The organism is Neobacillus fumarioli NBRC 102428 (assembly GCF_001591485.1).
GTDB classification, from domain to species: domain Bacteria; phylum Bacillota; class Bacilli; order Bacillales; family Cytobacillaceae; genus Neobacillus; species Neobacillus fumarioli.
In genome coordinates this window covers 1-13,824 of sequence record NZ_BCUZ01000063.1, presented here as the reverse complement: position 1 = coordinate 13,824, position 13,824 = coordinate 1, and the positions used below count along the sequence as shown (strand labels likewise).

The following is a 13,824-nucleotide window of genomic DNA, read 5'->3' as shown; positions in this document are numbered from 1 at the left end:
CAGGCTGACCAAGGCGCTTGCGTTTTTCTTATTTCCTGGCTCGAAGATTTTAGAAAAATGCAGGATATTGTCAATTTTTATTTCCTCTTTATGGTATACTAAATATATTTTAGTGAGGTGTTGCTATGGAAGAAAAATGGCGGGCTTTACTCAATAAAGTGAAACCTCTGTATAACTTTATAACCAATCAAAAAACAGTCAAAACTGCAAGAATTACCTATCTCGTTACTTGGAACTTGTTTCTGCTTGTGATCATGACCGTCTTAATTGGAAGCGCCTTTGTATTCGGGATCGGGGCTGGTTACTTTGCTTCACTCGTAAAGGACGAACCGATCCGATCATACGACCGTATGAAAAAAGATATTTATGATTACACTGCCACTTCGGAATTATATTTTGCTAATAATGTTTATCTCGGTAAATTAAGGACAGACCTTGAGCGTGAGGAGGTACAACTTGATCAAATTTCTAACTATTTGATTGATGGTGTGATCGCCACAGAAGACGAATACTTTTATCAACATCAAGGTATTGTTCCTAAAGCTGTTTTCCGGGCCATATTTCAGGAATTAACTTCCTCCCAAATTCAAACTGGAGGTAGTACGCTGACCCAGCAATTAATTAAAAACCAGATCTTAACCGATGAAGTTTCCTTTCAACGAAAAGCAAGTGAACTACTACTGGCACTTAGGCTGGAGAAATTTTTCAGCAAAAAGGAAATCCTAGAAGCATATTTAAATGTTGCGACATTCGGCAGAAATTCCTCGGGCCGCAATATTGCCGGGGTTCAGGCTGCGGCAAAAGGCATCTTTGGAAAAAGTGCCCGTGACTTAACACTGCCGGAAGCGGCTTTCATTGCCGGTCTGCCGCAAAGTCCTTTTGGCTATACCCCATTTACCAATGAAGGAAAGATCAAGAAAAACCTCGAGCCAAGCATTAGGAGAATGAAAACAGTTTTAAAAAGAATGTATGATAACGGTTACATAACCGAACAACAATATAATCAAGCAGCGGCCTATGACATTACAAAGGATTTTATCGGTCCTGCTAGCATAACTAGTGAAAAATACCCGTGGCTTACAGCAGAGATCGAAAGCAGGGCGATTGACATATTGACATTGGAGTTAGCGAAAAAAGATGGACATTCTGAACAGGAACTGAAAACAAATAAGGCGCTATATCATAAATACCAAACACATGCAAGCCATGATTTACACCAAAATGGCTACAAAATTTATACAACGATTGATAAAGATATATATGATGCTATGCAAAAAGTGAAAGACAACTATCCATATTATGGGCCGGATAAACCGCAGACTGTAACAGATCCCGATACAGGAGGCATGAAAACGATCATGGAACCTGTGGAAGTCGGAGCGATGTTGATTGAAAATAAGACTGGAAAAATTATCAGTTTCGTAGCCGGCAGGGATTTTCAAAGACAGCAGCTGAATCACGCCACAAGTGCATTGCGGCAAAACGGATCAACGATGAAGCCGCTTCTCGTCTATGGACCTGCCATTGAGATGGGAAAAATCTCACCAGGCACAAGGCTTGCAGATGTCGAATCACATCTTGACCCGGCACATCCGGAAAAAGTATGGCCGCATAACTATGACTATCGATACAACGGCTTAGTTTCGGCACGGTATGCATTGGCAAAATCTTATAATGTTCCGGCGATTCTTGTGTATGAATCGATTTTGAATCAAAACCCTGCAAAATATTTGGAGAAGATGGGTTTTTCTTCATTAACAAAGGATGATTACACAAACCCGGCAGCCGGCATCGGCTCCATCAGCGGTGGTGTAACGATAGAAGAAAACACGAATGCATTTACCACCTTTGCCAACAGCGGAAAATTTATTGATGCTTACGTAATTGAAAAAATTGTCGATAAAAGAGGGAAAGTGATTTACAAGCACGAAGTGAAACCAGTGGATGTCTTCACACCGCAAACGGCTTTTCTAACCCTTGATATGATGCGGGATGTAATTAAAATGGGGACAGCATCAGGAATTAAAAACCGCTTGGATTTTACAGCGGATTGGGCAGGAAAAACTGGTACAGGAGTGAATTATTACGATTCATGGTTCGTTGCCAGCAATCCCAATATTACCTTTGGGATCTGGACCGGTTATGATACACAAAAATCACTGGAAACACCGGGAATGTCCTATAGCCAGCGTACCAATAATCTTTGGGCTCAATTAATCAATGCAGCCTATAAAATCAATCCTACTTTAATTGCACCAAAAGAGTCGTTTCAAATGCCTTCCGGAATTGTCAAACGCTCTATTTGTGCAGCAAGCGGCCTTCTTCCGTCAGATGCCTGTCGTGAGGCAGGACTTGTTGAAAGTGATTATTTTAATGACAAATATGTTCCAACAAAAGTGGATGACAGTTTGATGAATGGAAAATTAGTCACGATTGGCGGTAAAAAGTATTTAGCCCTAAAATCAACACCGTCAGAGTTTACCCAAACTGGTGTCCTTTTAAATCAGGATTTTATTGCACGAATGGCTGGAAAGAATTTCACGGATTATAGTGAATTGATTCCCGACCAGGCCGGCTGGAGAAAAGTATTTGCATCTGCCTCTAAGATAAGCGATAACGGAAAAAACCCAGACCCTGTAAATGTAACAGTTTCTGATCATACTTTAAGCTGGACATCTCCGCCGGATCGTGATGTTGTCGGCTACAGAATATACCGGGGCGGAGCTTCCTCTGCTAAAGTAGCCAGTATTCCTGCCAGTGGTTCTGTCCTCAAGTTTACCGCTGACAGCGGCACTTATTATATTACAGCTGTCGATATCGCTGGGAGAGAATCGGCACCTTCCAACCTTGTGACGGTTGGAACAGTCATAGTACCAAATTAAGACGCCCCCAAACTGGATCGTGAAAAAAGGAAACTGTCCTTCACTGGAGCGATGAAGGACAAATCCGAGGATTGAAAAAAGGAAATTGTCCTTCATTGGGGGGATGAAAGACAAATCCCGGGTTTGAAAAAAGGAAATTGTCCTTCATTGGGATGATGAAGGACAAAACCGAGGATTGAAAAAAGGAAACTGTCTTTCATTGGGGCGATGAAAGACAAATCCCGGGTTTGAAAAAAGGAAATTGTCCTTCATTGGGGCGATGAAGGACAAAGCCGGTGCTTCAAAAAAGGAAACTATCCTTCATTAGGGTGATGAAGAACAAAACTGGAGGGACTGTACGATTTACAAGACAAAAATATCCCTTTTCTATCTGGTTAAAAAATCCGCACCGAAATATTCGGTGCGGATTTTTTTATTTACGTAAACTGATCTTATTAATCTTCCATTGTTGATAAATCACCAGTCGGCAAGTTCAATTCCCAAGCTTTCAAGACACGTCTCATGATTTTACCGCTTCGTGTTTTTGGCAGCTTGTCGCGGAATTCAATTTCTCTTGGTGCAGCATGGGCAGCAAGACCTTTTTTCACAAATACCCTGATTTCTTCTTTCAATTCCTCTGATGGCTTATATCCATCCCTTAACGCGATGAAAGCTTTAATAATTTCCCCACGCACAGGATCCGGTTTGCCAATTACACCGGCTTCCGCAACAGCCGGATGCTCCACAAGCTTGCTTTCCACCTCAAACGGTCCTACACGTTCACCTGATGTATTGATGACATCGTCAACACGGCCTTGGAACCAGAAATAGCCGTCTTCATCCATATAAGCGGAATCTCCGGAAACATACCAATCTCCCGAAAGAAAATAGGATTCATACTTCTCGCGATTATTCCAAATGGTGTGCATCATCGACGGCCAGCCTTTTTTAATGGCCAGGTTGCCCATCCGATATGGCGGAAGAATGTTTCCTTGGTTATCAACGATGGCTGCAATAACACCCGGAATCGGTTTTCCCATTGATCCCGGCTTGATTGGCATACAAGGATAATTGCTGATCAGCTGAGCTCCGGTTTCTGTCATCCACCAGTTATCATGAATCCGCCGGTTAAATACTTTAGCTCCCCATTTAATCACTTCCGGATTTAATGGCTCGCCAACACTTAAAATATGGCGCAGACTGCTTAAATCATATTTCTTAACCAGTTCATCACCGGCACCCATTAGCATCCGGAAAGCGGTCGGGGCACTGTACCAAACAGTTACGCCAAAATCCTGAATCATTTTATACCAGGTCTCTGGCGTAAACCGGCCTCCAACGATTACATTAGATGTACCGGTCAACCATGGCCCGAAAATTCCGTAGGAAGTACCAGTAACCCAGCCAGGGTCAGCCGTGCACCAGTAAATATCGTCATCCTTTAAATCCAATACCCATTTGGCTGTTTGATAATGTTGGATCATTGCATTATGAACATGCAAGACTCCCTTTGGTTTGCCAGTGGAGCCGGAAGTATAGTGCAGAATGAGGCCATCGGTCCGTTCAACCCATTCGATTTCCAGTTCTTTGCTGGCAGCTTCAAATTTTTTCAGAAAATCAATGCAAATACCGTCTTCCTCCACATTCTTGCCGACAACAAAAATAGTCTTTAAGGCAGGCAAGTCCTTGACGGGGACCCGGTTTAATAATTCCGGTGTTGTAACCAGCACCTTTGCCTCACTGTCCTGAAGGCGGTCTCTGACGGCTCCTTCCATAAAGGCTTCAAATAATGGACCGACAATCGCTCCCAGCTTAATAGCTCCCAAAACAGTAAAGTAAAGCTCTGGTGAACGCGGCATGAATATGAATACCCGGTCGCCTTTTTCAACATCTCCATAACGTTTCAGCACGTTTCCAGCTTTGTTGGACAGCTCCTTCATTTCCTTAAAGGTATATTTTTCATTTCTATGATCATCACGATAGTAAAGAGCTATTTTATTTTTCCGATAAGTTTCCGCATGGCGATCGATCGCTTCATAGGCCATATTTACACGGCCTGTTACACTCCAGGAGAATTCCTTTTCAGTATCTTTCCAGTCAAAATTTTTATAAGTTTCTTCATAATCACGAAGGTTGTGATCTCCTTGAACAACTGGTAACGCTTCCAACTTCATTTAAATCCCCCTCTGCCGTCTTTTACTAGTCTCATTTCCCAAACGAATAATCTTAAAGAGAATCGTCGGTGAAATTCTATAAAATTATTATAGTACAAATAACGACTATTCACAATTTTTAAAAACATTTTATCTTTTAAAACTGAAAATTTTACGATGATGCTATAATAGAAAATATAATCCAATCCCCAGGTGGTGACCAAATGGAACATATCAAAACCTATAACGCGAAAGAATTAAAAACCCCACATGGGACTTTGATCATCGAAGGGCCCATTTCTTCAGATAAAATTGCCAGCTATGAATTTCATAGGGATCTCGTCGCCTTTCGCCAGCCGCACCAGCAGCATCAGGCATTAATTGAAATTGCCGATTTAGAAGAAGGAAGAATTATTATCGCAAGGTATGATCACACCATTGTCGGCTATGTTACCTATCTTTATCCTGATCCGTTAGAACGCTGGTCTGAAGGAAAAATCGACAATTTAATAGAACTAGGTGCCATAGAGGTGATTCCTCAATTCAGAGGATGTTCAGTTGGGAAGAATCTTCTAATGGTATCGATGATGGATGAGGCGATGGAAGATTATATCATTATTACAACAGAATATTACTGGCATTGGGATTTAAAAGGTACAAAATTAAATGTTTGGGAATATCGCAAAGTGATGGAAAAAATGATGAATGCTGGCGGCCTTGAATGGTATGCCACAGATGATCCGGAAATTTGTTCCCATCCAGCCAACTGTTTGATGGCAAGAATAGGAAAGCGCGTAAATCAAGAATCAATCGAAAAATTTGACCGTCTCCGATTTATGAACAGGTTTATGTACTAATAAAAATATTTTACACTGGAGAGGATTTTCAAATGAATGTGGAAGAAATAATGATAGCGGATATCGTAACATCGAATCCGGCAGACACCATAGGTGACGTTATCTATGAATGATAAAGCAGTTTTCATTTATTCAGAGGAATTGCTGAATTACAAATTTAATAGCCATCATCCGTTTAATCAATTTCGGCTTAAACTGACCGTAGACTTATTAAATCGGCTCAATGCTCTGGACTCAAACCAAATGATTCCACCAAGAATGGCCACAGAGGAAGAGTTGAAACTGATTCTTGATACAAGCTATATCGAGGCCGTCAAAAAAGCAGGAAAGGGAGAACTTCCCCAAGAAATTGCGGAAAACTATGGATTAGGCACTGAAGATACCCCGATTTTCCCTAATATGCATGAGGCTAGTACCTTATTAGTCGGTGGGACACTGGCCGCTGTCGATGAAGTGATGTCCGGGAAAGCGCTTCATGCTGCCCACTTCGGCGGCGGACTGCATCACGGTTTCCGTGGGAAAGCTTCGGGATTTTGTGTTTATAATGACATTTCAGTGGCCATTCGATACTTGCAGGAAAAATACCACGCTCGTGTATTATATGTGGACACGGATGCCCATCACGGGGACGGTGTCCAATGGTCATTTTATGATGATCCAAATGTATGTACTTTATCCATTCACGAGACCGGGAGATATTTATTTCCCGGCACAGGAAACATCAACGAAAGAGGCCAGGATTCAGGCTACGGGTATTCTTTTAATATCCCTCTTGATGCCTTTACAGAAGATGAATCATGGCTTCACGCATATTCACACGCAATAAAAGAGGTTGCAGATTTTTTCAAACCAGATGTAATTTTGACACAAAACGGGGCTGATGCCCATTATTACGATCCATTAACCCATTTATCAACAACGATGAAAATATATCGGGAAATCCCAAAGCTTGCTCACGAAATTGCCCATCAATACTGTAATGGCAGATGGATTGCCGTCGGTGGCGGAGGCTATGATATCTGGCGGGTTGTTCCAAGGGCATGGGCCCTCATTTGGTTAGAAATGACGGAAAACTCTAATTGTTATGGCAGATTGCCGGAGGACTGGATTCATACATGGCAAACACAAGCCCCAGTAGAATTGCCAAAGGAATGGGATGACCCGGAAAACCTATATCCGCCAATTCCAAGAAAGTCCGAAATCTCGAAAAAAAATCTCATTACGCTTGAGAAAGCACTATATCCTATTCGCTCCCAGGCGAAAGATAAAACAAGTTAACAAAAAGAGCCGTTTATCGGCTCTTTTTGTTAATCTCTAGTAGATTTGCGGTGCTCAATCCGGTGTGGAAGAACCACAATATGTCCACTTACTTTTTCTTTATTCATTAATTTTGTTAAAAGACGCATAGCAACAGCGCCGATATCATATAATGGTTGAACAATCGTTGTAAGCTGCGGCCGAACCATCAAGGATAATCTTGTATTATCAGAAGTAATCACTTCAAAGTCTTCTGGTATTTTATAGCCTTTGTCCTCAGCCCCATGCACAACTCCGAGTGCCATTTCATCAGAATCGACAAAAATCGCAGTCGGCTTAACGGAAAGATCAAGAATTTTCTCAAAAGCCTCGAGCCCGGAATCGTAAGTATAATCACCTTCGATGATCAATTCTTCATTAAATGGAATATTGGCATCACTCAATGCGCGTTTATATCCGGCTAACTTCTTTGACGAAATATCGTATTCGTACTGCGGCCCTACGACAAAGGCAATAGACTTATGCCCGCGGTCGATAAATTCTTTTATGGAATCATAGGCTGCCTGTTCATAATTGATATTAACAGAAGGGATTTTTTCGGATTTTTCGATGGAACCTGCCAACACAATTGGTACAGGGGACTTTTCAAATTCTTCTACATGCTCAGATGTAATATTGTCACTCATGAATACAATCCCATCTACTTGTTTTCCCAACATAGTATTAAGCAAATGTAGTTCTTTATCTTTATTTTGGTCAGAATTGCTTAAGATGATATTGTATTTGTACATCGTAGCAATATCTTCAATCCCGCGGGCCAATTCTGCATAAAAGATGTTAGAAATATCGGGAATAATGACTCCGACAGTGGTTGTCTTTTTACTTGCCAGTCCCCTTGCCACTGCATTCGGCCGATAGCCTAATCTTTCAATCACTTCTAATACTTTTTTACGTGTAACTGGCTTTACATTAGGGTTCCCGTTCACGACACGGGAAACAGTCGCCATTGAAACATTTGCTTCACGGGCAACATCATAAATCGTAATATTATTCACTTGTCACACTCTCCTAAACGTACATTGTTTTCCTTATTTTACTGCAGCATCTAAATTTCTAGTCATGTTTTCCGTTATGTTTGTACAGAAAGAATGTTTTTATTTTCTTATGTGAGAAAATATACAATCTTAATATGTAATTAATGATACGACAAGAAATTGAAAGCCGCAATCAAATAAATCAGCCTTCTGCAGCATTTGAGCAGAAGGCTGATCTCATTCTATTAATTTTACACACGAACAAAATTAGATGCAAGTAATTCAGTATAGAATTGGTCAAACTGCTCCAAGTCCATTTGCTGCTGAGAGTCTGATAAGGCAACAGCAGGGTCCGGATGAACTTCAGCCATGACGCCGTCTGCACCAATGGCAATTGCCGCTTTCGCACAAGGAAGCAGTAAATCTCTTCTGCCGGTAGAATGAGTAACATCCACCATTACTGGCAAATGGGTTTCTTGTTTTAAAATCGGCACTGCCGAAATATCAAGCGTGTTTCTTGTCGCTTTCTCATAAGTCCTGATTCCCCGTTCGCAAAGGATAATCTGGCCATTCCCCTGAGACATAATATACTCTGCCGCATTAATAAATTCTTCAATCGTTGCCGACAATCCCCTTTTCAATAAAACAGGTTTATTTACAGCACCGGCAGCTTTTAACAATTCAAAGTTTTGCATATTACGTGCGCCAATTTGAATGACATCAATATAATCAAGTGCCATTTCAATATCAGCCGGATTCACAATTTCACTGATGACAGCCATATCATATTCAACAGCAACTCGCTTTAATATTTTTAACCCTTCTACCCCGAGGCCTTGAAAATCGTAAGGAGATGTTCTTGGCTTGTACGCTCCGCCTCTTAGAAGTTTCAATCCTTTTTCCTTCATTGCCTTAGCAACGGTTGCGACTTGCTCGTAAGACTCAACCGAACATGGGCCAAATACAAAATGCGGCTTGCCATCGCCAATTGCTTCGCCTTTTAATGTAACAATAGTATCTTCCGGCTTCTTCTTTCTGGAAACAAGCAAAGCTTTTTTATGATCATCTTTTTGAAGATCAAGCCCGGCTTTGAAAATTTCCTTAAAGATATGGTCAATCGTGGCATTGTCAAACGGACCATCGTTATGTTCTTTAATTTTATCAAGCATCATCCGCTCACGAACCGGATCGAAGCGGTATACCCCCTGGCTCTCTTTCACACGGCCAATTTCCTTAACAAGCATGGCTCTTTCATTGATCAGCCTTAACAATTCCAAGTTTACTTCATCAATTCGTGCTCTCAATTGTTCCAATTCATTGTTGCCCATCAAACGCCCCGTCCTTTCTTTGCAAATCAGTTTGGTTGATCTTGGAGTTACTAACTGCCTGCAATACCAATTTTTCAATTTTAGAATTTTTTATATAATTAGGCTTTATTATAACGGAAATACTTTTCTTTGTCATCCCTTTTTTCTTTACCAATTAAACGCTTTTATGCGTTAAAGAACAGCAAAGTATATATTAGCGTAATGTATGATGCAAGTCATTTAAAGGTGCCATATTTATAAAAATTATTCTGCACCTAAGGCATTTTCCAAGGAACGGCTTGTTATTTTCCAATGTGATGCATTCCATCCTGCTTTCCCATCAGAAAATAAGATGGCCTGCGGCGATTCATGTTTAATTTGAAACTTTTCTGCTATGGCGTTCGATAATGGGCGGGCCTCTTGAACCGCCAAAAAGTAGGTGGAAATGTCTCGATGTTCTTCGGCAAACTTTTCATATTCCTGATAAGCAGCCTGACTGATCGGGCATGTTAAACTATGCTTTAATAGAAAAAATCGACTCTCTTTATTTAATAACTCCTCAAATTGTTCGGTTGTTTCAATTTTTTTCAGCATGGAAAATTACCTCCAGAAAAATTAAACGGTGAAGTCATTGTAACACTTCACCGTAAGGATCACAAACATCCAGTTTATAACTTGACTTTATTTTCTTCCTCGTCAAAAGCTTTTTGGGTTTCAGCCAATTTCTTTCTAATTTCTTCCTGACCCGGCTTTGATTTTCCGGCAGGCTTTTTGGGAGCAGACTTCCCAGAAACTCCAATGGAAATATAGTTTGACTCAGCTTCTCCGTTATTTTCTGATGAAACAGTAGTTTTGGTTTTTACTTTGTTAAGAAGCACAGAGGATTGCTCGACAATTCCGTGAGACAGGCTGGAGGTTTTGGATACAAGCTTATTGCTTTTAGAGCGAACATTTTCCCGTATTTGTTCTGTTTTATCAAGTATCGCTCCTGCTTGGCTGCTTATCGAGCGCCGCAGTTCTTTTCCCGGCTTTGGAGCGAATAGCAAGGCTACTGCTCCCCCAACGATCCCTCCAATCACGGCTCCAAGCAAAAAACTATTGCCAGTTGGTTCTTCAGTACGGCTTTGAGTAATTTCCTGTTTTTCATGATCTCTAGGCATTTGGATAACCTCCTTGTTTTTTAAGCTTTAATGGGCTCTTGCTTTTTCCTTCTCGGTAAATCGTTGTTGTTTGGCCTGCTTTCTTGTCTGCCATTTATCTTTTAATTCAATAAGCACGTTACTCCATTGCACAATTTGGGAGATTTTTTCCTTACTGTTTTCAATCTGTTGGTCCATTGAATGTGTAATTGTTTGAAGTGTACCATTAAATTTATGGACTGTCACTCCCACATCTTTTACTGCTTCTACAACACTATTCAAACTTTTGGTTTTTTGCTGGAGATCATCTGCCAATGCATTCGTTTTTCGCAAAAGCAATGTCGTCTCACTAGTCACTCCCTCCAGCTGTTTTTCCAAGCCTTTTAATGTGTCTGTAACACTGTTTAGTGTACCTCGAAGTGATTTTAACGTGACTGATAAATAGATGACAAGCACAAGAAACGCTACGGCAATAAGCGCCACACTTAAATATAAAATGATTTGCATTCCTAAACCTCCGACTTAAGCTTAATTATTTATAACCCATTTATCATGGGTTTAAACCTCGTTATCTATCTTATATTAATTCCATCTATTTGTCTTGTTTTCCTGCTATATGCTAAAAAATTTAGTCAAGCCTGGCAGTTCAATTTTTATTTATTATTCGGGTAAAATATAATAGCAGTTTACTTTTTGGGGAGGCATTTTCTATGAAAGATCCGCGTATTGAAAAGCTGGCAAAAAATTTAATCAATTACTCCGTACAGCTGCAAAAAGGGGAAAAAGTATTAATTGAAAATTTTGGGCTCCAACGAGAACTTGTCACAGCGCTTGTAAAGGAAGCTTATGAAGCAGGGGGATATCCGTTTGTTCTGTTAAAAGATCATCAAGTGGACCGGGCTCTTCTAATGGGGGCTGAGGAAGAGCAATTTAATCTGATGGCTGAATTTGAAGCCAACGTCATGAGTAAAATGGATGGATACATAGGGCTTCGGTCCGGTAATAACATCAATGAGCTGGCAGACGTTCCGGACGAGAAAATGAAAATTCAAGGCAATACGGTTGGCAAAAAAGTTCACCGGGATATCCGTGTGCCAAAAACAAAATGGGTCGTCTTAAGATATCCTACTCCTTCGATGGCTCAATTGGCCAAAATGAGCACGGAAGCATTTGAAGATTTTTATTTTGACGTATGCAATTTAGATTACGGAAAAATGGACAAGGCCATGGACAGTCTTGTGGAATTGATGAATCGAACCGACAAAGTTCATATTAAAGGACCAGGGACTGATTTAACCTTCTCGATCAAAGATATTCCTGCCATCAAGTGTGCCGGAAGATTAAATATTCCTGATGGAGAAGTCTATACAGCACCTGTCCGTGATTCTGTTAATGGGGTTATTACCTATAACACACCTTCTCCATATCAAGGCTTTACATTTGAAAATGTGAAGTTGACATTTAAGGATGGAAAAATTATTGAGGCAGAATCTAATGATACGGACCGGATTATTAAAATATTTGACACAGATGAAGGCGCCCGGTATGTTGGGGAATTTGCGATTGGCGTCAATCCATATATTCTTGATCCGATGCAGGATATTTTATTTGATGAAAAAATTGCCGGAAGCTTCCACTTTACACCAGGCCAATGCTATGATGATGCATTCAATGGAAATCATTCCAATATTCATTGGGATATGGTCAATATTCAACGCCCGGAGTATGGCGGCGGAGAAATCTATTTTGATGATGTACTCATCCGTAAAGACGGACTGTTCGTCGTACCTGAATTACAAGGGCTGAATCCTGAAAATCTTAAATAAAAGCGGAAAGCGGAGACTTTAGCTTTAAGCCTCCGCTTTTTTCTATACTAATTCTTTTTCATAAGATTCCTGATATTTTTGGATGTCCCCTGCTCCCATAAATAAAATAACACTATTTTGGTGTTTCTTCAGAACAGAAGTATCTTCTTCAGAAATAATTTCGGAACCTTCCACTTTCGCCTGCAAGTCCTTAATAGACAGCTTGCCGTTTTTCTCACGGGCCGAGCTGAAAATTTCACACAAATAGGCCTTGTCGGCAAGGCGCAGACTTTTGGCGAAATCCTCTAAAAAGGCTTGCGTCCGTGAAAAGGTATGCGGCTGAAAGACAGCTACAATTTCACGATCAGGATATTTCTGTCTTGCTGCATCTATCGTTGCCTTAATCTCCGTCGGGTGATGGGCATAATCATCGATCAAGATTTGCGAGCCGTGTTTTTTCTCAGAAAATCTTCGTTTTACCCCTTGGAATGACATCAAACGTTCTTTTACTGCCCGTACATCCATTTCTTCATAATGGCATAACCCAATAACGGCCAATGCGTTTAACACATTATGGTCGCCGAAGGTCGGTATAAAAAATGAATCATAAAATGTATTGCGGATAAATACATCGAAGCTGGTTCCATCTGTTGTTTTCACAATGTTTTTTGCCTGATAGTCATTTTCTTCATCAAACCCATAGAAAAGAACCGGCACCTTAGCCTGGATTTTTTGCAGCTCGCCATCATCACCACAGGCAAATATCCCTTTTTTCACTTGAAGTGCCATTTCTTGAAAAGCAGAAAAAACATCGTCTATATTAGCAAAATAGTCTGGATGATCGAAATCAATATTCGTCATAATGGCGTAATCCGGGAAATACGACAGGAAATGCCTTCGGTATTCGCATGCCTCAAATACAAAGTATTCTGCTCCTTCTTTCCCTTTGCCAGTACCATCTCCGATTAAATAAGAAGTCGGCTTAATCCCTGAAATCGTATGAGAAAGTAAGCCGGTCGTCGATGTTTTCCCATGTGCACCGGTAACCGCAATACTCGTAAAATTTTGCATAAAATCACCCAAAAAGCGATGGTAACGTACAATAGGAAGTCCGAGCTTCATCGCTTCTTGAATTTCCTCATGGGTATCAGGAAAAGCATTTCCTGCAATAATTGTCATACCTGGCTTAATGTTATCCTTGTTGAACGGAAGGATTTTTATTCCTGATTGTTCAAGGGCTGCCTGGGTAAAAAAACGCTTTTCGACATCGGAGCCTTGCACATGGAATTTCATATCATGAAGAACTTGTGCAAGAGCACTCATTCCCGACCCCTTAATACCTACAAAATGGTAAATAGTCATAGAAGAACCTCCAACCAACGTCTCGTATTGTCAAAACTATTATATTAAA

Annotated in this window: 11 protein-coding genes; 4 read left to right on the top strand and 7 right to left on the bottom strand. The window is 40.7% G+C overall.

The genetic code is table 11. The features are described 5' to 3' along the window. The first annotated feature begins 125 nt into the window (after positions 1-125). Positions 126-2,882: a transglycosylase domain-containing protein gene (locus tag BFU02S_RS10380; protein ID WP_066370098.1), complete on the top strand. Its 2,757-nt coding sequence runs from the start codon at positions 126-128 to the stop codon at positions 2,880-2,882. A 434-nt stretch (positions 2,883-3,316) separates the two neighbouring features. On the opposite strand, the gene acsA is transcribed toward BFU02S_RS10380, so the two are convergent. Next, positions 3,317-5,035: an acetate--CoA ligase gene (gene acsA / locus BFU02S_RS10375; protein ID WP_066370096.1), complete on the bottom strand. Its 1,719-nt coding sequence runs from the start codon at positions 5,033-5,035 to the stop codon at positions 3,317-3,319. 203 nt (positions 5,036-5,238) lie between these two features. Between acsA and BFU02S_RS10370 the strand changes: the two genes are divergently transcribed. Further along, positions 5,239-5,871, top strand: coding sequence for a GNAT family N-acetyltransferase (locus tag BFU02S_RS10370; protein ID WP_066370093.1), 633 nt, complete (start codon positions 5,239-5,241; stop codon positions 5,869-5,871). Between the two features lie 105 nt (positions 5,872-5,976). After that, a complete protein-coding gene (locus BFU02S_RS10365) occupies positions 5,977-7,149 on the top strand; it encodes an acetoin utilization protein AcuC (protein WP_066370091.1) in 1,173 nt (390 codons plus the stop codon). A gap of 29 nt (positions 7,150-7,178) precedes the next feature. Here BFU02S_RS10365 and ccpA read toward each other — a convergent pair whose 3' ends face one another. The 5 genes from ccpA to BFU02S_RS10340 form a co-directional block, all read right to left on the bottom strand. After that, positions 7,179-8,183 carry a catabolite control protein A gene (ccpA, locus tag BFU02S_RS10360; protein WP_169797589.1) on the bottom strand — a complete coding sequence of 335 codons (1,005 nt, stop codon included), beginning with the start codon at positions 8,181-8,183 and terminating at the stop codon, positions 7,179-7,181. A 230-nt stretch (positions 8,184-8,413) separates the two neighbouring features. Next, positions 8,414-9,490 carry a bifunctional 3-deoxy-7-phosphoheptulonate synthase/chorismate mutase gene (locus tag BFU02S_RS10355; protein WP_066370088.1) on the bottom strand — a complete coding sequence of 359 codons (1,077 nt, stop codon included), beginning with the start codon at positions 9,488-9,490 and terminating at the stop codon, positions 8,414-8,416. Positions 9,491-9,733: 243 nt separating this feature from the next. Continuing rightward, positions 9,734-10,063 (bottom strand): bacillithiol system redox-active protein YtxJ, encoded by a 330-nt coding sequence (gene ytxJ, locus BFU02S_RS10350; RefSeq protein WP_066370086.1) that lies wholly within the window; start codon positions 10,061-10,063, stop codon positions 9,734-9,736. Positions 10,064-10,137: 74 nt separating this feature from the next. Beyond that, a complete protein-coding gene (locus tag BFU02S_RS10345; protein ID WP_066370082.1) occupies positions 10,138-10,629 on the bottom strand; it encodes a YtxH domain-containing protein in 492 nt (163 codons plus the stop codon). 27 nt (positions 10,630-10,656) lie between these two features. Then, entirely contained in the window at positions 10,657-11,115 is a 459-nt protein-coding gene (locus BFU02S_RS10340; protein ID WP_066370080.1) for a DUF948 domain-containing protein, read from the bottom strand. Between the two features lie 203 nt (positions 11,116-11,318). On the opposite strand from BFU02S_RS10340, the gene BFU02S_RS10335 reads away from it, so the two are divergent. Beyond that, positions 11,319-12,434, top strand: coding sequence for an aminopeptidase (locus BFU02S_RS10335; RefSeq protein WP_066370079.1), 1,116 nt, complete (start codon positions 11,319-11,321; stop codon positions 12,432-12,434). A gap of 42 nt (positions 12,435-12,476) precedes the next feature. Here BFU02S_RS10335 and murC read toward each other — a convergent pair whose 3' ends face one another. Beyond that, complete coding sequence (gene murC / locus BFU02S_RS10330; RefSeq protein ID WP_066370076.1) at positions 12,477-13,775, bottom strand: UDP-N-acetylmuramate--L-alanine ligase; 1,299 nt, start codon at positions 13,773-13,775, stop codon at positions 12,477-12,479. Between the last annotated feature and the right edge of the window lie 49 nt (positions 13,776-13,824).

Coding starts and splice junctions, on each gene's coding strand:
- BFU02S_RS10370 (WP_066370093.1), top strand. CDS start 5,239: ATGGAACATATCAAAACCTATAACGCGAAAGAATTAAAAACCCCACAT.
- murC (WP_066370076.1), bottom strand. CDS start 13,775: ATGACTATTTACCATTTTGTAGGTATTAAGGGGTCGGGAATGAGTGCT.
- acsA (WP_066370096.1), bottom strand. CDS start 5,035: ATGAAGTTGGAAGCGTTACCAGTTGTTCAAGGAGATCACAACCTTCGT.
- BFU02S_RS10335 (WP_066370079.1), top strand. CDS start 11,319: ATGAAAGATCCGCGTATTGAAAAGCTGGCAAAAAATTTAATCAATTAC.
- BFU02S_RS10380 (WP_066370098.1), top strand. CDS start 126: ATGGAAGAAAAATGGCGGGCTTTACTCAATAAAGTGAAACCTCTGTAT.
- BFU02S_RS10340 (WP_066370080.1), bottom strand. CDS start 11,115: ATGCAAATCATTTTATATTTAAGTGTGGCGCTTATTGCCGTAGCGTTT.
- BFU02S_RS10355 (WP_066370088.1), bottom strand. CDS start 9,490: ATGGGCAACAATGAATTGGAACAATTGAGAGCACGAATTGATGAAGTA.
- BFU02S_RS10345 (WP_066370082.1), bottom strand. CDS start 10,629: ATGCCTAGAGATCATGAAAAACAGGAAATTACTCAAAGCCGTACTGAA.
- ytxJ (WP_066370086.1), bottom strand. CDS start 10,063: ATGCTGAAAAAAATTGAAACAACCGAACAATTTGAGGAGTTATTAAAT.
- BFU02S_RS10365 (WP_066370091.1), top strand. CDS start 5,977: ATGAATGATAAAGCAGTTTTCATTTATTCAGAGGAATTGCTGAATTAC.